Origin of the sequence: Antarcticibacterium arcticum (assembly GCF_007993795.1) — a bacterium.
In the GTDB taxonomy this organism is placed as follows: domain Bacteria; phylum Bacteroidota; class Bacteroidia; order Flavobacteriales; family Flavobacteriaceae; genus Gillisia; species Gillisia arctica.
Genome location: NZ_CP042476.1, coordinates 491,149 through 512,769, shown reverse-complemented (window position 1 = coordinate 512,769; position 21,621 = coordinate 491,149). Strand labels below are relative to the sequence as shown.

Here is a 21,621-nt window from a genome sequence, read left to right as displayed (position 1 = left end):
TAAACATATGACCCAAAAAGAATCCCTGCATTCCTTTCACATTCCGGTAATGGGAACGGCCTTCACAATAGACAGTCCCATAAGGGTTGCCCATTATGGTATCTCCTCTGTGATTTCTATAATCGATGATGAGCTAATTGAAAAAATGAATGCCTTTTACAGCAGTAAATTCAATATTACATACCAGGAAATAAGTGAAAATATTCACGATTACAGGGCTTTGAGGATTACCTCTTACCTCAACCTGGTGGATAAAATTGTTAAAAACAAATTTGAAGATTTCAAGAACGAACTGCTGGAGAGCAGGACAACGCTGGAAAATTATATTTCTATGTTGCCCAACAGGTCACAAATTAAATTGGGCCTCCAAACCATTTTGGATAACGGCAATAATGTAAAAGAACATATTCAAAAATATATTGAAGATCATCTGCATCCCGGAAGTATAGATGTGAATATCATGTCTAAAATAGATAAGGATAATTTTGTCAAAAACGAGCAACTACCCGTAGAGTTCAACGATGCGCATGCAGCGCTTCGCGGATTTGCAAATTCCAACCTTAATTCCTCTATTGTACTTTCTGCCGGAATGAACCCCAGGCTTTATAGTTATTTTGAGAATTTCATGGATTTTTTCCCCGATGCTGCGGGAAATTTAAAGAAAAAGATCATCCTTAAGGTAAGCGACTTCAGGTCGGCATGGATACAGGGGAATTATCTTGCCAAAAAAGGCCTGTGGATCTCAGAATATCGTATCGAGTCCGGTCTTAATTGCGGGGGTCATGCCTTTGCCACAGAAGGGTTACTTTTAGGGCCCATTCTTGAAGAATTTAAATCAAAAAAAGAGGAGCTTGTACAAAGTGTCCATGATTTAATGAGCAATACTTTGATACAAAAAGAAATGCCGGTACCGGTAAAACCCCTGGAGCTTAAGATTAGCGTGCAGGGCGGGGTTGGTACTGCCGGGGAACACGATTTCCTACTTGACTTTTACCGGGTATCCTCGGTAGGCTGGGGGTCTCCATTTCTCCTGGTGCCGGAGGCTACCAGTGTAGATATTGAAACCCGGGCGCTCCTGGCCAAAGCTAAGGAAGAGGATCTTTATCTTAGCAATATTTCTCCCCTGGGAATCCCTTTTAACACCGTAAAAGGCACTACCAACGAAATATTAAAACAAAGCAGAATTGCCGAGAATAAGGGAGGAAGTTCCTGCCCTAAAAAATTCCTTGCATTGAGCAAGGATTATAACAATCCCAAAGGAATTTGTTCAGCATCAAAAAAGTTTCAGGATATTAAGCTGGGGGAACTTGAGGTTGAAAAAAATAATCTTTCTAAAAGATTGTATGAGAAGAGGAAATCAAGAATCACAGAAAAATCCTGCCTTTGTGTTGGACTGGGAAATACCGCTTTCCTCGAAAATAACCTGCGTATAAAAGGCCAGGCACAGGGAGTGGCAATTTGCCCGGGACCCAATATGGCATACTTTTCCAAAGTGGTTTCTCTTTCAAATATGGTAAAACATATTTATGGGAACACCAACGTGATTGACCATGCAGATAGGCCCAATATGTTTATTAAGGAACTAAGGATTTACATTGCTTATTTTCAGGATCAACTGGAAGAATTGTGGGACGAGCCCACTGTTCCCCAAATAAAGAAAATGGAAAAGTTTAAGGTAAACCTGCTTGAAGGGATTTCATATTACCAAAGCTTATTTGGCATACAGCAGGAAGCTCTTTTAGGGGATTTAAATCTAGTTGCCCGGGAGCTGGATAATCTTAGGTCAAAAGTGATGGGGCTAACGATCATGCCGGTGGGGGTATAAATATGGATAAATTAGCAGGCAATTGGGCCTTATTATGATAACAGCAAATTAATAATTCATAATTTGCTGCTTTATTATTTAAATTCTATTATTCATAATGAGATCATTGACCATCCTTCATTTAACATTTTTCTTAAGTTTTCTTTTTTTGAGTTGCGGTAATAATGACACGAAGCCAAATACCGAATTATCCATGGTTAAGGTGAGTGGGGCAATGAAAAACGTTATGTTGAAGGGAGAACTTCAGGGTACTGTCCAGCTGGATAGCCTGCCGCATAAGGAAAATCTTATCGCCGTGGGGCCGCTGGAAAATCTTTTAGGGGAGATTTTGGTTATTGACGGTAAATCCTATATTTCGAAAGTTGTCACAGATTCGAGTATGCAGGTAGAGGAAAACTTTAAAGTGAAGGCACCTTTCCTTGTTTATACGCGGGTGCAGGATTGGGAGCAATCCCACCTCCCCGATTCTATCAGAACCATTGCAGATCTTGAAAGCTATTTAGACGGCTTCACCAAAGACCTGGAGAGGCCCTTCGCGTTTAAGCTTACCGGAATCGCTAAAAATGCACTTATCCACATCCAGAACCTGCCTCCCGGAACTACAGTCAGCTCTCCGCAAGAGGCACATTCAGGGCAGGTATCTTATCTTCTCACCAACGAGCGGTTTTTAATAGGAGGCTTTTTCTCTACAAGTCACCAAGGAATATTTACCCACCATGATTCCTATTTACATATGCACTTAATCACAGAGGACAGGGGGAAAATGGGACATTTAGATGAGTTAAATATCCAGCCCGGCACAGCCAAATTATATTTGGCCCGTAAATAGGTTATCTCCAACTAGCTGCAATTTGTTGTATATTTATTCAAGGTTCCCACCCTTGGGTTGCGAAATAATGAACATACCACAAACAAAAAAAGAAATGCAGGCGAGTTTAATAGAAAATCAGGATTTTAAAAATAAGGATTTTACTGCGGAAGAACTCTATCCTGCAGAATTTGAATCCTGCATTTTTACCAACTGCAATTTCTCTCAACAAAACCTTGGGCCATTTTCCTTTATTGATTGTAAATTTGAAAATTGTGATTTTAGTTTATCACAATTTGCAGGGACTACCCTAAGAGATGTGCTGTTTTCCAATTGTAAATTGATGGGGTTAAGATTCGATGCGTGTAACCCCTTTTTATTATCTTTTGAATTCCAGGATTGTATTTTGGATTTTTCATCCTTTTATAAACTAAACATTAAAGGAACTCATTTTTCCAAGTGCAGAATGCGGGAAACAGATTTTACTGAAACCAATCTTAGCAATGCCGTTTTTGATTCCTGTGATCTAAGTGGGACAACATTTAGTAATTCCATTTTACAGAAAGCAGATCTCCGAACTTCCCAAAATTTTTCAATAGATCCTGAAGTTAACAGTATTACCGCAGCAAGATTTTCACGTGCAAATATTGCAGGTTTACTTGGCAGGTATAAAATTATTATTGAAAATTAAAAAGTTCGCTTATTTTAAATTTTACTGAAGATTATTTATTCTGAATAAAAAATAATTATTATTTCCCCACATTAGAGTCATAAATACTGACTATTATCATTTATACCCCGTAGTTTCTGAATTAAATTTGTAACGGATTAACCTGGGTTCTATGAGAACATCCATTCCTTTATACCACAATGTAAGATCTTTTTTTGAAGAGGCCGGGGAGCTTGCGCGGTTTGCAGGAAGGTTTTTTGTAGAATTATTTTCCACGCCCTTTGAGTTCAGGGAATTACTGAAACAGTGTTATAATATGGGTAACCGTTCTATCCTGCTGGTGGGGGTTACCGGATTTATTCTTGGGTTGGTTTTCACATTGCAATCCAGGCCTACCTTAATTGAATTTGGCGCAGTAGCCTGGATGCCCTCTATGGTAAGTATATCTATAGTGCGGGAAATAGGCCCGGTAATTATTGCACTAATATGTGCCGGGCGCATAGGTTCAGGAATTGGTGCCGAACTTGGGTCTATGCGGGTAACCGAACAGATTGATGCCATGGAGGTTTCCGGCACAAACCCTTTCAAATTTCTGGTAGTTACACGTATTTTGGCGGCTATTCTCATGTTACCTGTACTGGTGGTATTTGGAGATGCGATAGCATTGTTTGGCTCGGCTTTGATAGAAAACTTAAAGGGGGGTGTTTCGTTTCAGTTGTATTTTAATCAGGTATTCAATGCGCTTGAATACAAGGATCTTTTCCCTGCCACTATTAAAACATTCTTCTTTGGATTTGCGATTGGACTGGTGGGTTGTTTTAAAGGTTACAACAGTAAAAAAGGCACTGCAGGGGTTGGAAAAGCCTCCAATGCAGCTGTAGTCTATACTTCCATGTTATTATTTGTAATAGATTTTATAGCCGTTTTTATTGCAGATATATTTTACTAAGCACTATGGGAGAATTACAACATAAAGCCCGCAAGAAACCTGTGCTGCAAATTAAAAACCTGCATAAGGGTTTTGGGGATCTGGAGGTATTGAATGGTTTTAATCTTACGCTGTTTGAAGGGGAGAACCTGGTTATGATGGGGAAATCGGGTTCGGGAAAATCGGTAATGATTAAGTGCCTTGTGGGGCTTATGGAACCGGACCAGGGAAGTATTGAAGTGTTGGGGAATGATATTTCAACATTAGCCAGGCATGAAATGGATGAACTCCGCACTGAAATTGGTTTTTTATTTCAGGGTAGTGCGTTGTACGACTCAATGACCGTAAGGGAAAATCTGGAATTTCCCCTTCGCAGGCACACGAAGAAATTTGATCTTAAAAACACAGATGCTTTGGTACATGAAGCATTGGAAAATGTAGGATTGCCAAATACAATAAACCTGATGCCGGCAGAACTATCAGGTGGAATGCAACGAAGAATAGCGCTTGCAAGGGCTTTGATCCTGCAACCTAAAATAATTTTGTATGATGAACCCACGACAGGCCTTGATCCCATTACCTCAAAAGAGATCATTGAGTTAATGAAAACGATTCAGAAAAAATACAACACCTCATCACTTATAATAACTCATGATGTGGATTGTGCCCGGGTAATTTCCAACAGGATGATTCTCTTACTGGATGGTATTAATTACGCTGAAGGTACTTTTGAGGAGTTGTCCAGCTCTAAAGACCCAAAGATCATGGCTTTTTTTAAATAAAAGAATTATGGCAAAGAATTCAAGTAGAAATGTGCTTTTAGGCATTTTCGTGATCACCGGAATGATAATTTTTGTAGCGGGAGTTTATTTTATTGGGGCAAGACAAAACCTTTTTGGAAATACCACCCGCATACATTCAGTTTTCAAAAATGTAAATGGCCTTCAACTGGGCAATAACGTAAGATACTCAGGAGTTAACGTGGGAACGGTTAAGGGTATAACCATTTTAAATGATACCGCTATTCTGGTAGATATGGTAATTGATGATAAGGCCATTGCTCTCATAAGGAAAAACTCCCAGGCCACTACAGGATCAGACGGGCTTGTAGGGAGTATGATCATTAATATAATTCCGGGAAATGACGGGTCCACCCAATTTGTAAAAGCCGGAGATACTATCCCGTCTATCAGCAAAATTGCAACCGCCGATATGTTGACAACCCTTAATATAACCAATGAAAACGCCGCGCTCCTCACTGCAGATCTTTTAAAGATCACTACCGCTATAAATAAAGGAGAAGGTGTTTTGGGGGGGTTGATCAAGGACGATGCAATGTATACAGATTTTAAACAAAGTATCGCCAATCTTAATCAAACAAGCCGGGCAGCTCTCACCTCTGTTAACCGGTTAAATAAGATCCTTGCGGAAGTTAACTATAAAGAAAGTGCTGCGCACGTGTTATTAAGTGATACCGTGGCTGCGGGAAAGATATCCTCTTTACTTAACCAATTAGAGGAATCATCGCGGGAAATACATTCGATAACGGAAAATTTAAACGAATTCTCAGTTACTTTAAAAGAAGGAGAAGGTGCATTAAACTTTGTAATGAAGGATACCACATTTGCAAATAATCTGGATAATACGCTGCAAAATGTAGAGGAGGCAAGTGTAAAATTTAATGAGAATATGGAGGCCCTGAAACATAATTTTTTCTTCAGGGGTTATTTTAGAAAACTTGAACGGCAACAGTTAAAGCAGGAAAAAGAAAATGAAAAATCCGGGCTTTAAAGCTTATTGAGTCTAACCAGCCCAACCCTCACTCAGGTTCCCTTCTTTTTTTTGATCAATTTATATTTTAGAATAGAATACTTCTTTAAATGTTCTGACATTTCTTCAACAGAATCTGTGATCAACAAATATTTCATATCACGGGGATCTATGGTCTTTTTGCGGGCCATTAGCCTTAAATGGGCGATAAGATCTTTATGGTATTGAGTTCCAAATAACACTACAGGAAAAGTTTTAATCATTTTGGTTTGGATCAACATAAGTGATTCAAAGAATTCGTCCATCGTTCCAAACCCGCCGGGCATTACCACAAAAGCAAAAGAATATTTGATTAACAAAACCTTTCTCACAAAAAAATAAGGTATGGTAATTTGACGATGTAGATATGGATTAGGGGTTTGTTCCTGGGGTAATAAAATATTACAACCTACAGAGTATCCTCCCGCTTCATATGCTCCCCTGTTGGCAGCTTCCATTATTCCCGGTCCTCCCCCGGTCATAACAGTAAATCCAAGGTTTGCCAGCGCTTCTCCTACCTCAACGCCCTTTTTATAATATCTGCCGGATTCTTTATACCGGGCGGACCCAAATACTGTGACACAAGGTCCAAGGAAGTGCATTTTCCTGAAACCGCGTATAAAATGCCACGACACTTTGAAGATAAATAACAAATTTCGAAAACGGGATCGCGGTCCTGAGAGAAATTTTTTCTCTTCGGTAAGCACCGGTAAAATTTTGTTCTTATGTGCGTTTTTCAAACCCTTAATTTTAACGGATTATCCCTTTCCCTGTTTCTAATATTTCAGATGAAAAAAGTTTTAACGGCTTCCTTCTTCTTATAATCGCTTTATAAATTTCAAACCAGATAACACTTGCAAAACCGGCTACCAACACTATAAGCAGTTGGTTTGTTGCCATAGGCTCCAGTTTAAAGAAGGAACCTAAACCGGGATTATAAACCATAAAAAGCAGGATCACGAAACTAACGCTTATGATTACCCAAATAAGCGAATTCTTATATTTAAAAGTGGTCCATATCGAAAAATAAAAAGACCGGTTAACCAGCGTAAGGAAAATGTTGGCTACAATAAGGGTACTAAAAACCATAGTTCTCGTGAGATCTTCACTATACATATGAAGTACTGAATACTGGTAAATTCCAAGACACACGGCGGTAATCATCAAACCCTGAAAAACACTCACAGATAACTCCTTCCATCTTAGAAAGGTTTGGTCCATCGCACGGGGCGGTTTAAGCATGCTATTCTTTTCCAGAGGTTCATTTTCATAAATAATGGAGCAGGTAGGTCCCATAATAAGTTCAAGAAAGATCACATGAACCGGACTAAAAATGACGGGGTATACCCAGCCCAGGATTACCGGTAATGCCACGGTTAAAATAATGGGAATGTGAATTGAAATTATATATTGGATCGCTTTTTTAAGGTTATAATAGATCTTGCGGCCCATAGCTACCCCATCTACCATTTTCCCGAAATCATCATCAGATAAAATAAGGGAAGAAGATTCCTTGGCAAGATCTGAACCCCGCCTGCCCATGGCAATACCAATATGGGCGGCTTTTAAGGCAGGAGCATCATTTACACCATCTCCCGTCATTCCCACAATCTCATGTTGCCGTTTAAGGCTATTAACTATTTTCACTTTAATTTCCGGGAAGATCCTTGAAAATACGCTGGCTTGAGAGACCTTTCGGTCAAATTCTTCCTGATTAAGGTTCATTAACTCCTCCCCGGTTACGGCATCATTGCTGCCCTGCAAATTTACAAGCCGGGCAATTGTATGGGTAGTCGCAGGATTATCTCCGGTAATTAACTTGATCCTGATCCCCGCATTATATAAATGCTGCAGGGTTTCATTTATATTTTCTTTTGGCGGGTCATAAAATCCAACCAATCCTAAAAATTCAAACTTAAATTCTTCCTGCTTTTCTGGAAAATCTTTACCATCAAAAAAAGCCTCTCCTACGCCCAGGACCCTAAATCCCTTAGAGGCCATCCTGGAAATTTCGGTCATTATCTTTTCCTTCTCAGCATTGCTTAAGCCTGAATGATTTATCACAGCCTCAGGGGCTCCCTTGACCGCGATTATACGTTTCCCTTCAGCGTTCTCAAAAATATGGGTCATCATTGGGGGTTTTCCACCCAGGGGATATTCGTGTACCATGGAAAATTTTGGCCTTTCATCTTCTGTAGAAAAGGTTTTGTAAGCTTTATGAATGGATCTTTCCATGGGGTCAAAAGGAACAATTTCACTGGCCCACATTGCTATCCTTATAATATTTTGAAATTCGCTTTCCTTCCAATGGTCCTTTTCCGCGGTTCTTCCGGTTTTATGGTCATATACCTTAAAAAGTTCCATTTTATTCTGCGTAATGGTCCCTGTCTTATCTGTACATATTACCGTTGCCGACCCCAAAGTCTCTATGGTTTGGGTATGTTTCACAATAATTCCAAGTTTCATTAACCTATATGCGCCCAACGCCATGAAGGTAGCAAAGGCCACAGGGATCTCTTCCGGCAAAACAGACATCGCTATGGTGAGCCCTTTAAGAAGGCTGTCAAACACATCCCGTGAATTGTAAAAACTTATGCCCCAAATCACCAGAAAGATCAAAAAACCGCCAATAGCCATTTGCTTTACAAACCTGGAAATTTGCTGTTGCAAGGGTGACCTTATCTTTTCAATTTCACTAAGGGAAGTATTTATCCTTCCCAGTTTAGTTGCTTTTCCAATTTGCGTCACCCTATATACCCCCTGGCCGGATACCACTGCGGTTCCTTTGTAGACAAGGTTTTTATCCGGGTCCTCAATAGTCTTTGCAATACTCAGGGATTCCCCGGTTAATATAGATTCATTTACCAGAAAATCGTTTTGTTGAAGTAAAACCCCATCTGCAGTTATTAATTCCCCTTCATTCGCTACTACCACGTCATCAACAACTATTTCTTCCGATTTGATTTTTTGAAGCTGTTTGTCCCTTATAACGGTTGATAAACTTTGGGTGTATTCCTTTAAAGCACTCAGGGCCTTTTTACTCCTGGCATTTTGGTAAAAAGAAATAGCTGAAATAAGAACAATTGCTCCCAGGAGAAAAAATCCTTCGGAAAATTCCCTGAGAATAAAATAAATAATAGAGGTGGCAAGAAGCAGGAGAAACATTGGCTCCCGCACAATTTCCTTTAAATTGTACCAGAAAAATCCTGAGTGATTGTCTTCAATAGTGTTTTGGCCGTGAACCGCCCGCGAACCTGATACTTCCTGAGCCGTAAGCCCCCTGAAAGGAAATGGATTTTCTTTTACACCTTGAGACATATTTACTTCTTAGTGTTTCAACCCGGCAAGATGTTTTGTAATATTAAATATGGTTCATTCGCCATCTTTTTAGATCGGGCAATACTCTTATTATTTGCTGCGCTTCCTCCAGGGAGATCTCGTTATGTAACTTGGCCATTTCAAGCAATCTTATCTCAAGATTATGAAGCGTCAAATGATGATCTGTAAATTCTCCGTTTTGAAAACAATTATAACAAAAATCCTCATTGGGGGAATTATCGCGGTTAGTACCCACATCTTCTTTTGGAAACATCATTCCGCAACTTTGACATTGTAGTGGTTTCATAAGAAAATTATTATTGAATTAGTTCCCGAAGCTTGGAAAGCATAGTTTGTTCTTCGGGATTTCGCTCCTCAAAAGATTCAGAAATACTCAGAGCGGTTTTCCATATAAGTTTATTAATCCTGGTTGTGAACAAGCCTTCATTATCTTCCTTGAAATCTTTGAACTCATAAAAGGCCTGGTAAGCCGGAGGTTTATTTTCATCCATCCAGTCAAAGATAATCTCAATAAAATAAGCCGCGTCTGTGCCAAATTCATCGTGAAAATCATCTACCCTTACCCAGTCCCGTTGAACGATTTTTTTTAAGGTATCTATTTCTTCTTTATGAATTTCATCATCTACCGCAGCAATTGCATAAAACAACTTTCCAAGATTCTCATATAATTTTTTTACAGATTCCATGGGAGGTCAGGTTTTAAAGGGTAACTTATATAGGTTAAATATAACAGTAAGATACGAGAAATATTATGATAAAGATCACCCACTAACCCAAATATTAAAGTCGAAATAATGACTTAAAATGAAAAATTTAAGCTTAAATTTAAGAAGCTTGTATTTAAACCTTTTGGCCGTCAAGCCTATAATTTAAGTTTGACCAATGAGCATAAAATTAATTGATATTAAGGCTTTTGTGAAATTACAGGGCATTATTACCTGACATTGGTCATATTTTAAGAGATTGATTATATATAACTTTGAGAGTATTAAATATTCCGGCTATGAGAAAGATTGTGGTCCCTTCAGATTTTTCAGAAAATGCAATGAACGCATTAAAATATGCGGTGGAATTGTTTAAACACGAAATAAGTGAATTTCATATCCTGCATGCTTTTGCGGAGGAAGTGTATAATAACAAAGAGATTCTCACCCGCACCGCAATGGATGCTGTAAAAGAAGACCTTCAAAAAAAATACGAATCTCAACTTGAAGTTATTCTCAGGGAGATCCAGGAATTCTCTCCAAATCCTAGGCACCGGTTTCAAGCCCACGTTGCCTTCGGCCATTTAATAGATGAGCTCAATGAGCTGGTTGACAAAGAGGAGGCCGATATTGCGGTTATGGGAACCCGTGGCAAGACCAATGACCGGCAGTTGACATTTGGCAGCAATACCCTACAGGTTATAAAATATGTACAGTGCCCGGTCTTGTCAATTCCTGAAAATTATAAATTTCAGGACCTTCAGCATATATTGTTTCCAACCAATTTTATGTTGCCATATCAAAAAAGGGAATTAAAGCTGGTGGCCGAAATAAGCAAATCTTTTCCTGCTACCATACATATGCTTTATATTTCAAATTTCCCCATAGAATCCCTTCGGCAAAAAGAAAATTTTGAATTTATAAAAACTCAGTTCCTGGAAGAATATTTCCAATATCACCGGGTAGATGAGGCCTCACGGGAACGGGTAATCTATGAGCAACTGGAACATTTGAAAATAGATCTCCTTGTAATGGCAAACTCCAGGCATACCTACCTGGAAAATATATTGTATGAATCAACTATTGATAAAATAAGCCTTTATCCTAAGATCCCTTTCCTTGTATTACAGAATTTTTACAGGGAATGCAGATAGGTTATTACATTACCTGGCCTAAAGCTCATTGTCATGAAAAAAATATTACTTCCTACAGATTTTTCTGAAAATGCATTCAATGCGATTAAATATGCAGTACAGCTATTCCAAAATGAGAAATGCACATTCTTCCTGTTGAATACTTATACACCGGTTTTGTATGATTCAGATTACATCCTTTACAGCCCGGCTGCTTCCCTTAGTTTGGATGAAGTTTATAAGAATAATTCCCAGAGTGGTTTGGAAAAAGTTAAAAACAGGATTATAACAGAATATCCTAATGACCTGCATTCCTATGAGCTTATCCCCTCTTTTAGTTTGCTAAACGAGGAAATAAAGGAGCAGGTTCAATCCCGGAATATAGACCTTGTGATTATGGGTACCCAGGGAGCCACAGGTGCTGCTCAAATTCTTTTTGGCACACATACCGTGCACGCCATTAAACGGGCGATATGTCCATTACTTGCAATTCCCTCCGGCTGCGATTTTAAAACCCCGGAAAGTATCCTCTTTCCTACAGATTATGATATTAATTACACCCGGGAGCTTTTGAAATTATTAAAACACCTCGTTAAAGAAAACAATGCTAAAATTCATATCCTGCATGTCTTTTTTGGATATCCTTTGGAGGCGGAACAGGAAAAATCAAAAAAAATCCTGGCCAATTACTTCGAAGATGTTCCCCACCAGTTTTACAGCATAGAAAAGAATACTGTTACTGAGGGGATCTATGAATTTCAGGAAGAGCATGAGCCGGATGTTCTGGCAATGATTAGCAATAAACACTCATTCTTCGAAAATTTGCTGTTCCGGCCCGTGATCAACGAAATAGGCTTTAGGGTAAAAACACCTTTTTTAGTGATCCCATCTGGCAAATTCAATAAATAAGTATGAAAACTATTCTTCTGCCCACAGATTTTTCAGATAATGCTTTGAATGCGGCAGTGTATGCAATCAATCTTTATAGAAGGGAGACCTGCCATTTCATTTTTCTTAATGCCTATAACATCGAAGGGTATTTTGCCAACAGTCTTTTAATGCCTGAACCTGCAAAACATATCCTGGAACAAGCCAAAAAGGATTCAATAGATAAACTTCAAGATCTTGTAAATAACCTGGAAATAGAATATTCCAACCTTAACCATAATTTTACTACCGTATCTCAAAATGATCACCTGGTCCCTGCTATTAACCTGCAAATAGAATCTGCACCGGTGGAGGCAGTTATTATTGGCACTCAAGGCAATACAGCCGCTCATGATGTTGCATTTGGGAGAAATACAAAAAACATTATGGAAGAAGTTCGTAATTGCCCTATTCTGGCAATTCCTTCTCACGTAAAGTATAAAGGCTTAAATGAGGTAGTATTGCCAACAAGCTACAAGATGGATTTCAGGCCTGAAGATTTTAGTTTTATTAAAAGGTTTTTGTCACGCAATAATGCGTCTTTAAGAGTATTACATATTGAAGAAACTACTGCATTAACTCAAATGCAAAAAGATAAAAAGCAAGCGCTGGAAGCAATTTTAAAAAGCACACCTCACAGTTTTCATCACCTGGCGAACGTTTCAATTCCTATAGGTATATACACGTTTACTGAAAGCCGGGGTAGTGATATGATTGCTTTCCTTAATAAAAAACACAGTTTTTTTGAAAATATACTATTAGAACCTCTTTATAAAAATCTTGGGAATTATTCCCAGATACCCGTGCTGGTTCTTCAATTAAAGCGGGAAGAATATTAGGATAATTGGTGAATGTAAACTCTTAAAATATGAAAAAGCGCATTTTAATTCCAACAGATTTTTCAAAGAATGCCTGGAATGCATTGAATTATGCCACAACTCTTTATAAGGATGAGGAATGTACTTTCTTCCTTTTAAATGCTTACCAGCTATACCATTTTACAACAGATAGTATAATAACCCCTGAACCGGGCGAAAAATCCTTTGAAGAGGCCAAAGCTACTTCAGAAAAAGGCCTCGAAGATTTGTTGGATGGTTTACAATCAACGGCAGATAACTCAAGGCATACCTTTGAAATGATCTCGGTATACAATAACGTTTTAAATGCTGTTAAGGAGATAATTAAAAGCAAAGAAATAAATCTGGTAGTGATGGGCACAAAAGGGGAAGGTAACCCTATGAATGCTCTCTATGGGAGCAATGCTGTTACAATAATTGAAAATGTAAAAAAATGCCCCATCCTGGTAATTCCTGAAATTTCCAAATCACCAGAAGTTGCGAAAGCAGAAATAGTATTTGCAACCAATTTTAAATATTATTACAAGCGCAGAGAGCTCGCTACGTTGGTAGATATTGCCTCCAAACTTAATGCCCCCATTCGTATTTTAAATATTAACGGTGACCGAAAAATCACCGATGAGCAGGAAGGAAACAAGGAATTACTTACAGAATATTTTGAAGGTATAGATCATAGTTTTCACACCCTTACAAATATTTCAGTCGCACCGGGTATACACGCTTTTATGGAAAGCCGCAGCAGTACGATCCTTGCATTATACAACCGCAAACACGGATTTTTTTCAGCATTATTCACCAGTTCCCTGGTGAAAGAACTAAGCGAATCTCCTCAATTTCCAATACTGGTACTGCAGGAGCATCATTAAAATTCTTTTGTTTTCCGGGATAGGTTGAAATCAAACTTCATAATGAGCACAAAAAAAAACCTATACATTATAAAAGCTTCGGGAGAGAAGGTCAAATTCTCCATGGATAAAGTGGCGGCTTCCCTTAAAAAAGCAGGAACTGAAGATTCCCTTATCCATACGGTTCTTCAAAAGTTGAAAAATGAATTATATGATGGGATTACAACCCGCGAGGTTTATAACCGGGCTTTTAATATATTAAAGGAAAAAAATAGTTATTCGGCTTCGCGTTATAAATTAAAAAGAGCAATTTATGAATTGGGCCCCACCGGTTTTCCTTTTGAGAAATTTATAGGAGCTATCTTTCGTCATACAGGCTTTTCAATTCAAATAGGGAAAATAATGCAGGGTAAATGTGTAAAACATGAAGTAGACGTTGTGGCCACAAACCATAAAGAAACCTTTATAATGGAATGTAAATTTCATAGTGATCCGGGAAAATTCTGCGATGTCAAAACCCCGTTATACATACACTCCAGGTTTACTGATATCTTTAACTTTAGCCATGAAAAAGATCCAGCCCATCCTGCTTTCAATGAGGGCTGGGTTGTGACCAATACGCGTTTTTCCCATGATGCCATCCAATATAGTAAATGTATAGGCCTTAACCTGTTGAGTTGGGACCTGCCCAAAGGAAATGCTCTTAAAGACAGGATAGACCACACTGGTTTATATCCAATCACGGTTTCCACCTTGCTTACACAGCGTGAAAAACAGTTTTTGCTTAGCCGTGATGTCGTATTATGCAAAGAATTAACAGAGGATAATTTTTACCTGGATCACCTGGATATTTCGGGAGAAAGAAAAGCCAGGATCCTTTTGGAAATGAAAGAGCTCTGCCATTTTAAAAAACCCCTGAAATGAACACACATGGAAGTTAAAGTGCATTTTCTTGGAGCCTCGGGGACCGTTACGGGGTCCAAATTTGTTGTGGAAACCCCGGGTTATAATGTTATGGTTGATTGTGGGATGTTTCAGGGTTTAAAGGAATTGCGGCTTTTAAACTGGGATCCTCTGGATTTCCCTGCATCTCAAATTGATGCCGTCTTACTCACCCACGGGCACCTGGACCATACAGGATACCTTCCCAGATTGGTCTTGCAGGGATTTAAAGGACCAATTATAGGTACGGCCCCAACCCTGGCAATTGCAGCCGTTATTATGGAAGACAGTGCAAAAATCCAGGAAGAGGATGCAGAGCGGGCCAATAACGAAGGCTACAGCATACATGATCCTGCAGAGGCATTTTATACCACAGAGGATGTACAGCAAACCATAAGATTATTTAAGCATACTGCAATTTCTGAATGGGTACAACTTGCACCGGGTATAAAGTATAAGTACGAGAAAAATGGCCATATTCTGGGAGCCTGTTACATTGAATTTGATATCTACGGAAAAATTTTCCTTTTTTCAGGAGATATTGGAAGGGATAAGGATCTTTTGCTCGAAGCACCTGTAAAACCCGAATGGGCAGATTTTATTTTTATGGAGAGTACCTACGGGAACAGGTTGCATCCCGAAAATGATACAGAGGTCATATTAACAGAAGCTATTAAAGAAACGATAGAAAAGCGCGGATCACTAATAATCCCAAGTTTTGCAGTAGAAAGGATGCAAACTCTTATGTATATATTATTCCAACTATACAAAAAGAAGAAGATCCCACATATTCCCATTTTTATTGACAGTCCAATGGGAAATAAGGTATATGATATTTTCAGGAATTTCTCAAATTGGCATAAGCTTAACGCGGGCGAGCTTAATGAAATGCAGGAACATTTTAATGTGATCAAATCTTTTAAAGAAACCTGGGATACCATAGATGATAAAAGGGCCAAGGTTGTAATTGCAGGAAGTGGCATGGTAACCGGCGGAAGGGTTTTAACCTACCTTAAATATGCCATCTCAAATCCCACTACAATTTTAATTCTTGTGGGTTTCCAGGCTGAAGGTACCAGAGGCAGGGAATTACAGGAAGGAGTTCACGAGATTAAGATCTTTGGAGAATATCTTCCTGTAAAAGCGAAAGTGATGGAAATTCAAAGTCTTTCTGCCCACGCAGATCAACAGGAGTTGTTGGACTGGTTATCTCATTTAAAGAATATCCCTGAAAAGATCTTTCTTATACACGGCGAAGAACCGGCAGCAGATTCACTACGGCTTAAAATAAAGGATACATATAACTGGAAAACCCACCAGCCAAAATTAAACGAAGTTGTGAGTTTTAAGTTTGAAAAGGAAATAAAAGGAGATTAATATTTGGCGACAGAGCCTGGTTTAAATGGCCAGTTATTTGTACATAGTTTCCCTGGGGGCCTATTTAAAACTTATTTAATATATTTATGGTAGGCTGGTGGAGTTTGGACTCAATCACCTTAATTAAAACCTACCATTATGAAGACGATATATTGCAGAGACGCGGGGTTTGATTGTGATGCAGTTATAAGAGGAGAGTCTCCTCAGAAAGTTCTTAATCAGGCTGCAATTCATGTGAAAAGGTTCATGGAGTAACTCCAAATGCAGAAATTTCAGAAGATCTTGCCTTATTGATCACCGAGGAATAATATGAGGTATATTGAATTCCTTTAAGGCAAACAGGTCATCTTCAATTTTCGGAGCGGCTTTTGTATGTTTTAAAATTAAAAAATACTAATGGTTATTTGAAGCCGTGGGGAGAAAGATTTCACTTTTTACCCATCAATTTTTCTTCTTATAAAAATGTCCTTATAATTTGCTTTTGGTAACTTTGTTTCAATACCAATTAACCGGTCCCGTAATTGCAGGATCTTAAAGCTCAATTAATGATATTTATTGAAAATGAAGGAATTACAGATCCCCGGGTAAACCTTGCACTTGAGGAATATGCCCTGCGCAATTTCCCGGCAAGAGATTACCTGCTTTTTTATATCAATGAACCTTCCATCATTATAGGAAGAAACCAAAATACCCTTGAGGAGATCAACCTTAGTTATGTAGAGGAGAATAATATTCACGTGGTACGAAGGGTTTCAGGGGGTGGTGCTGTTTACCACGATTTTGGCAATCTTAACTTCAGCTTTATAACAAATCATGATGTTAAAAGCCTGAACAACTTCCTGAAATTTACAGAGCCGGTTATAAAGATCCTTAACTCTATTGGGGTGGCAGCCGAATTGAAAGGAAGGAACGATATAGTAGTGAATGACCGCAAAATTTCAGGAAACGCGCAATTTTCAACGGGGAAACGCATGTTTAGCCATGGGACACTTCTTTTGGATAGTGACCTTGATGAAGTTACGAGGGCTTTGAATGTGAAGATGAGCAAAATTATTTCAAAAGGCCATAAATCTGTACGCAGCCGGGTAGCCAACATAAGTGAATTTTTGCCGGAGCCCATGGATATTCACCATTTCCGATCTTTCATCCTTAAAGGCCTATACCGGGAAGAACCGGATTTTGAGACCTACCATCTAAGCCCGGATGAATGGAAAGCAGTGCACCAGTTAAAAGAGGAAAAATATGCTACCTGGGATTGGAATTACGGCAGTTCACCCAAATTCAATATTCAGCGTTCCAAACGTTTTCCCATTGGGGAAATAGACCTAAGGATATTTGTTGAAAAGGGCCATATTGAAAGCCTCAGGATCTTTGGCGATTTCTTCGGAAAGGAACCGGTGGAAAGCCTGGAATCCTTATTTCATGGAAGACGCTATGACAGGGAGGAAATTTCTGAAGTACTTGAACCGGTGGTTATAGAAGATTATTTTGGTGCCCTGGATAAGGAGGATTTTCTGGAACTGCTATATGGCGAGGACCAACCCGATTTATAATAATAATAAAAGGCCGGAAAACCGGCCTCTCCTACGTTCATAAAATATTTTATTCAACTATAAATTTCCCCCGCATTACAGCATAATGCCCTGGGAAACTACAAATAAAATCATAAGTTCCCGCGGCTGGAGCCTCGAATTCTATAGTAACACTCTCACCTCCACCAATCATTTTTGTATGGGCTATCACATTTGATGAACCTTGAGGGATATAGTCATTATTGGCAGCCTGTACCGCTTGTTGTCCAAATTGATTAATATCTGTTCCCTGGCTAAGCAATACGAAATTATGTCCCATAACATTTTTTTCCATTTTGCCCACATGCTCAAGGGTTAATTTTACAGTTTGACCGGCGCGTACCCTTATCTCTTTTTTATTAAACCTCATTTGGTCATCACCGGTAAGGCTTATCTCAACCATCTTTTCATTGGAATCACTGGTTGTTGCCCGGGTCTCGGTCGTTTCAGGAGCTTCTAAAGTTATTTGTTCCTTTTCCTCCTTTTTATCACCGCAACTAATAAGGAAAATGGCGGTTAAGAGCATAATGAGTTTATTCAAATTCTTCATAATTTAATTTTTAAGTTTAATAATTCAGTAATTTTAGCATGTTGGAAATGCCTCTCAAAGTTAAATTATTTGATTTGAATAACCTATTTTCCTATGGATTTTAGGGAGTTTCAGTAATAAATTTTAAGTAAAATGAGATGGAAAATTAATACCTCCCAAAAGTGCCCGTCATCTTGTTTCATAAAAAATCACCATGAATTTTAAGATCTATAAACCCTATGGTTATTTGAGTCAGTTTGTAAATAATCAATCTACACGAAAGAATAAAAAATTGCTGGGAGAGCTATATGACTTTCCGCAGGAAACAATGGCAATTGGCAGGCTGGATGAAGACTCAGAAGGCTTATTATTGTTAACCAATGAAGGGCAAATAAGCGAGGAAGTAAGAAGCAGGACTGTTGAAAAGGAATATTATGTGCAGGTTGATGGAGATATTGACCCTATTGCCATATCGAAATTAAGCAGTGGAGTGGAAATTGGAATTCACGGCAAAAAATACACCACCAACCCCTGTACTGCATTTAAACTCAAATCCCCTCCCCAATTCCCCGAAAGAGGTAAAAAAATAAGGGATGAAAGACATGGGCCAACCAGCTGGCTGTCAATTGTGATTACCGAAGGGAAATTCCGGCAGGTTAAAAAAATGACAGCGGCAGTTGGCTACCCAACATTGCGTCTGGTGAGAATAAGAATAGGGAACGAATTTCTGGGGAGTATGATTCCCGGGGAAGTAGAAGCGGTTAAAACATTTAAATTGTAAAACCCGCTCTGGGGCAAGGATTCACTTTTTAAACATCAATTTCCCAATTATCATAAAACAATACATTTCAATTTAGTTTTACCATTATTAATTATAATTAGGAAATATTAAGAAATATTTAGAAAATATTTAGTATTTTAAACCCTCCTTTCACAAAATTTATGGACAGTTTTAACAAATGTGTTACACATGGAAGTTAGAAATGAAAGCAAGAAAATTCATGTAAAGCGTGATAAGTTTAAAAATGCAAGGACCTTTTTAGATCAATTACCTATATTAATAATAACCAATATAGATAACCAGCGCATTGAATTTATCAATAATATGGTGGAGGCATGTTGTGGGGCCAAAGCAAATGATATTCTTAATGAAACATTGAATTTTCATAAAGACCTGCTTCATCCGGGGGATTATTTAAATTATATTTCCCATTTAAAATCATTTAAAGCCAACGAAGAAAGAGAAATATGCCTTCGCTTAAAAAATTGTGAGGGAAACTGGGACACTTATATTTTTAAAGAAAGGCTTTATACCTGGAATCCAAATAATGAGGATAGAAAGGCCGTAATTTCCCTTGGGTATAAATGGGTAGACGATAAAAAAGGAAACGGTCATCGCGGGGCCAGCGTTAATAATCATACCACTAAAAATTCTTATCACCATTTGATCAATTCTATTGATGAAGCATATTGTATAATAGAAATGATTTTTGACAAAAAGGGAACAGCCGTCGATTATCTTTTTCTTGACACCAATCCAGCTTTTCACAGAAACGTAGATCTTGATGATCCTATTGGGAAAACAATGCGGGAGATGCAGCCCCATCTCGAGGAGCACTGGTTCGAAACCTATGGTAAAGTAGCTTTAACCGGGAAATCAATCCGGTTCCAGGAACAGGCCGCAACACCAGACAAATTATGGCTTGATGTGTATGCTTTTAAAATTGGCCATCCTTACAGCAGCCGGGTTGCAATTACATTCCATAATATTACCGAAAGGAAAATTGCCGAGGAAGCCCTTATTAAAACCAAACTGGAACTTGAAGAGCGGGGAAGGCAAAAAGAAGAGGAATTAAGCGAAAACAACCGGCTTTTACAAACGGTTTTTGATAGTATGAACCAGGGGATTGTGGTGTTTAAAACACTGTATGATCAAAATGGGAATATCTCCGACTTCCTTTTTTTACGAACCAATGAAATTTTAAGACACCAATATATCGGGTTTGATCCTGTTGGAAAAACCTATACTGAAATTTCCAGACATGGAGTTGAAATGGGATTTTTCGATGCTTTTAAAAAGGTTATTGAAACAAAAGAAACCCTGGATCGTGAGGTCTTTTATGATAAAGAAGGTTATAATCACTGGTTTAGGTTAATAGCGCGTACCCAGGACTCACTCCTAATTGCAACTATTGAAGATATCACTGCCCGAAAACTTGAAGCTCAAAAGCTGAAAGATGCTGTTAGATTTAAAAGACAATTGGTGCAAACCTCACCCGATACCATAATTATTATTAACCTGGATAAATTTAGTGTAAGGTATATAAATCAGGATATGCTTGCCCGGGCGGGAATGACAAGGAAAAGGATCCTGGGTTTGTCCTTAGAGGAAATGATCACATATATTCATCCCAGGGACAGGGAGTCTGTAATGGATTTTCACAGGAAGATCCTAAAGTCATCTGAAAAGGATGTACTGGATATAGATTTCAGGGTGAAGACAAAAGGGAGCGACTGGGAATGGTTCAATGCACGGGGTAAGATATTTAACCGTAAAAACAATACCTGGGTTGAGGAATATGTTCTTTTGGTGAGAAATATAACCGAACAAAAGGATACACAACGGGCGTTATTAAATGCCGAAAGACTCTCTATTCAGGGAGAAATAGCGCGTACATTTGCCCATGAATTAAGGAATCCGCTGGCAAGTATTAGAATGACTTCAGATGTTATCCAGCATAAGATAGAAGGACCTCAAAAGAAATTACTGGCAAACTATTTCAAAATTCTTTCACGCAGCACAAAGGTGCTTAATAATCTGGTCTCTAATCTATTAAATTCTGCGAATTACTCCACCCCAATCCTTGAGAAAATAGACCTTGCCCACTGTGTAAATATAACCCTTGAAAAAGCCGCAGACCGTATATACCTTACAGGTATTAAACTGGTTAAAAAATATAAAGGTCCTTATTACATAATGGCCGATGCAGAAAAATTACAAATCGCATTGCTTAATATTATAGTGAATGCCTGTGAAGCTACCCCACCCGATGAGGGTATAATAGAGCTTTCCATAAGCAGGTTAAAATCTGATTTTAAATTAAGCATTACAGATAATGGAATAGGTCTGGAACAAGAGCAAATAAGCAGGCTTTTTGATGCTTTTTATACCAATAAAGCCACCGGGATAGGTATTGGTTTAAATTCGGTTAAAAATATTCTTGAAGACCATGACGCGCGAATTGAGGTTTCCAGTAAAGTTAATGAGGGTACCACTTTCCATATTCTCTTTCATGACGCAAATATGCAATAAGATAGTTGTTGGAGGCACAATTTTTAATGAATGCCGGGATAAAG

At 38.5% G+C, this 21,621-nt stretch carries 21 protein-coding genes; 16 read left to right on the top strand and 5 right to left on the bottom strand.

Going from position 1 to position 21,621, the window contains the following annotated elements:
* Positions 1–7: 7 nt before the first annotated feature.
* From FK178_RS02165 to FK178_RS02140, 6 genes are all read left to right on the top strand, one after another.
* The gene (locus FK178_RS02165; protein WP_146830548.1) at positions 8–1,825 is read left to right on the top strand and encodes a hypothetical protein; all 1,818 of its coding nucleotides are present in this window, start codon (positions 8–10) and stop codon (positions 1,823–1,825) included.
* Positions 1,826–1,922: 97 nt separating this feature from the next.
* Positions 1,923–2,654: an acetolactate decarboxylase gene (locus FK178_RS02160; RefSeq protein ID WP_146830546.1), complete on the top strand. Its 732-nt coding sequence runs from the start codon at positions 1,923–1,925 to the stop codon at positions 2,652–2,654.
* 67 nt (positions 2,655–2,721) lie between these two features.
* Positions 2,722–3,324, top strand: a complete 603-nt coding sequence (locus FK178_RS02155; protein ID WP_240793882.1) for a pentapeptide repeat-containing protein — start codon at positions 2,722–2,724, stop codon at positions 3,322–3,324.
* A 151-nt stretch (positions 3,325–3,475) separates the two neighbouring features.
* A complete protein-coding gene (locus tag FK178_RS02150; protein ID WP_146830544.1) occupies positions 3,476–4,252 on the top strand; it encodes an MlaE family ABC transporter permease in 777 nt (258 codons plus the stop codon).
* 5 nt (positions 4,253–4,257) lie between these two features.
* Positions 4,258–5,013, top strand: a complete 756-nt coding sequence (locus FK178_RS02145; protein WP_146830543.1) for an ABC transporter ATP-binding protein — start codon at positions 4,258–4,260, stop codon at positions 5,011–5,013.
* A 7-nt stretch (positions 5,014–5,020) separates the two neighbouring features.
* A complete protein-coding gene (locus FK178_RS02140) occupies positions 5,021–6,022 on the top strand; it encodes an MlaD family protein (RefSeq protein WP_146830541.1) in 1,002 nt (333 codons plus the stop codon).
* A gap of 32 nt (positions 6,023–6,054) precedes the next feature.
* Here FK178_RS02140 and FK178_RS02135 read toward each other — a convergent pair whose 3' ends face one another.
* From FK178_RS02135 to FK178_RS02120, 4 genes are read right to left on the bottom strand one after another with little or no spacing between them, the layout of a single operon-like run.
* Positions 6,055–6,780: an LOG family protein gene (locus tag FK178_RS02135; RefSeq protein ID WP_146830539.1), complete on the bottom strand. Its 726-nt coding sequence runs from the start codon at positions 6,778–6,780 to the stop codon at positions 6,055–6,057.
* Positions 6,781–6,790: 10 nt separating this feature from the next.
* A complete protein-coding gene (locus tag FK178_RS02130; RefSeq protein ID WP_146830537.1) occupies positions 6,791–9,358 on the bottom strand; it encodes a cation-translocating P-type ATPase in 2,568 nt (855 codons plus the stop codon).
* 43 nt (positions 9,359–9,401) lie between these two features.
* Positions 9,402–9,665 carry a zinc ribbon domain-containing protein gene (locus FK178_RS02125; protein ID WP_146830535.1) on the bottom strand — a complete coding sequence of 88 codons (264 nt, stop codon included), beginning with the start codon at positions 9,663–9,665 and terminating at the stop codon, positions 9,402–9,404.
* A 10-nt stretch (positions 9,666–9,675) separates the two neighbouring features.
* Positions 9,676–10,065: a hypothetical protein gene (locus FK178_RS02120; protein WP_146830533.1), complete on the bottom strand. Its 390-nt coding sequence runs from the start codon at positions 10,063–10,065 to the stop codon at positions 9,676–9,678.
* A 317-nt stretch (positions 10,066–10,382) separates the two neighbouring features.
* On the opposite strand from FK178_RS02120, the gene FK178_RS02115 reads away from it, so the two are divergent.
* From FK178_RS02115 to FK178_RS02080, 8 genes are all read left to right on the top strand, one after another.
* A complete protein-coding gene (locus tag FK178_RS02115) occupies positions 10,383–11,237 on the top strand; it encodes a universal stress protein (protein WP_146830531.1) in 855 nt (284 codons plus the stop codon).
* 33 nt (positions 11,238–11,270) lie between these two features.
* Complete coding sequence (locus FK178_RS02110; RefSeq protein ID WP_146830529.1) at positions 11,271–12,125, top strand: universal stress protein; 855 nt, start codon at positions 11,271–11,273, stop codon at positions 12,123–12,125.
* Between the two features lie 2 nt (positions 12,126–12,127).
* Positions 12,128–12,982 carry a universal stress protein gene (locus tag FK178_RS02105; protein WP_146830527.1) on the top strand — a complete coding sequence of 285 codons (855 nt, stop codon included), beginning with the start codon at positions 12,128–12,130 and terminating at the stop codon, positions 12,980–12,982.
* Between the two features lie 29 nt (positions 12,983–13,011).
* The gene (locus FK178_RS02100; RefSeq protein ID WP_146830525.1) at positions 13,012–13,866 is read left to right on the top strand and encodes a universal stress protein; all 855 of its coding nucleotides are present in this window, start codon (positions 13,012–13,014) and stop codon (positions 13,864–13,866) included.
* 42 nt (positions 13,867–13,908) lie between these two features.
* A complete protein-coding gene (locus FK178_RS02095) occupies positions 13,909–14,769 on the top strand; it encodes an ATP cone domain-containing protein (protein WP_146830523.1) in 861 nt (286 codons plus the stop codon).
* Between the two features lie 6 nt (positions 14,770–14,775).
* Complete coding sequence (locus tag FK178_RS02090) at positions 14,776–16,164, top strand: MBL fold metallo-hydrolase RNA specificity domain-containing protein (RefSeq protein ID WP_146830521.1); 1,389 nt, start codon at positions 14,776–14,778, stop codon at positions 16,162–16,164.
* A 138-nt stretch (positions 16,165–16,302) separates the two neighbouring features.
* Positions 16,303–16,419 (top strand): DUF1059 domain-containing protein, encoded by a 117-nt coding sequence (locus tag FK178_RS15890; RefSeq protein WP_205677203.1) that lies wholly within the window; start codon positions 16,303–16,305, stop codon positions 16,417–16,419.
* 290 nt (positions 16,420–16,709) lie between these two features.
* Positions 16,710–17,717 (top strand): lipoate--protein ligase, encoded by a 1,008-nt coding sequence (locus FK178_RS02080; RefSeq protein WP_146830519.1) that lies wholly within the window; start codon positions 16,710–16,712, stop codon positions 17,715–17,717.
* 49 nt (positions 17,718–17,766) lie between these two features.
* On the opposite strand, the gene azu is transcribed toward FK178_RS02080, so the two are convergent.
* Positions 17,767–18,285, bottom strand: a complete 519-nt coding sequence (gene azu, locus FK178_RS02075) for an azurin (protein WP_205677202.1) — start codon at positions 18,283–18,285, stop codon at positions 17,767–17,769.
* A gap of 193 nt (positions 18,286–18,478) precedes the next feature.
* Here azu and FK178_RS02070 point away from each other — a divergent pair, with 193 nt between their 5' ends.
* A complete protein-coding gene (locus FK178_RS02070) occupies positions 18,479–19,045 on the top strand; it encodes a pseudouridine synthase (RefSeq protein ID WP_146830517.1) in 567 nt (188 codons plus the stop codon).
* 189 nt (positions 19,046–19,234) lie between these two features.
* Positions 19,235–21,577 (top strand): sensor histidine kinase, encoded by a 2,343-nt coding sequence (locus FK178_RS02065; RefSeq protein WP_146830515.1) that lies wholly within the window; start codon positions 19,235–19,237, stop codon positions 21,575–21,577.
* Positions 21,578–21,621: the final 44 nt, after the last annotated feature.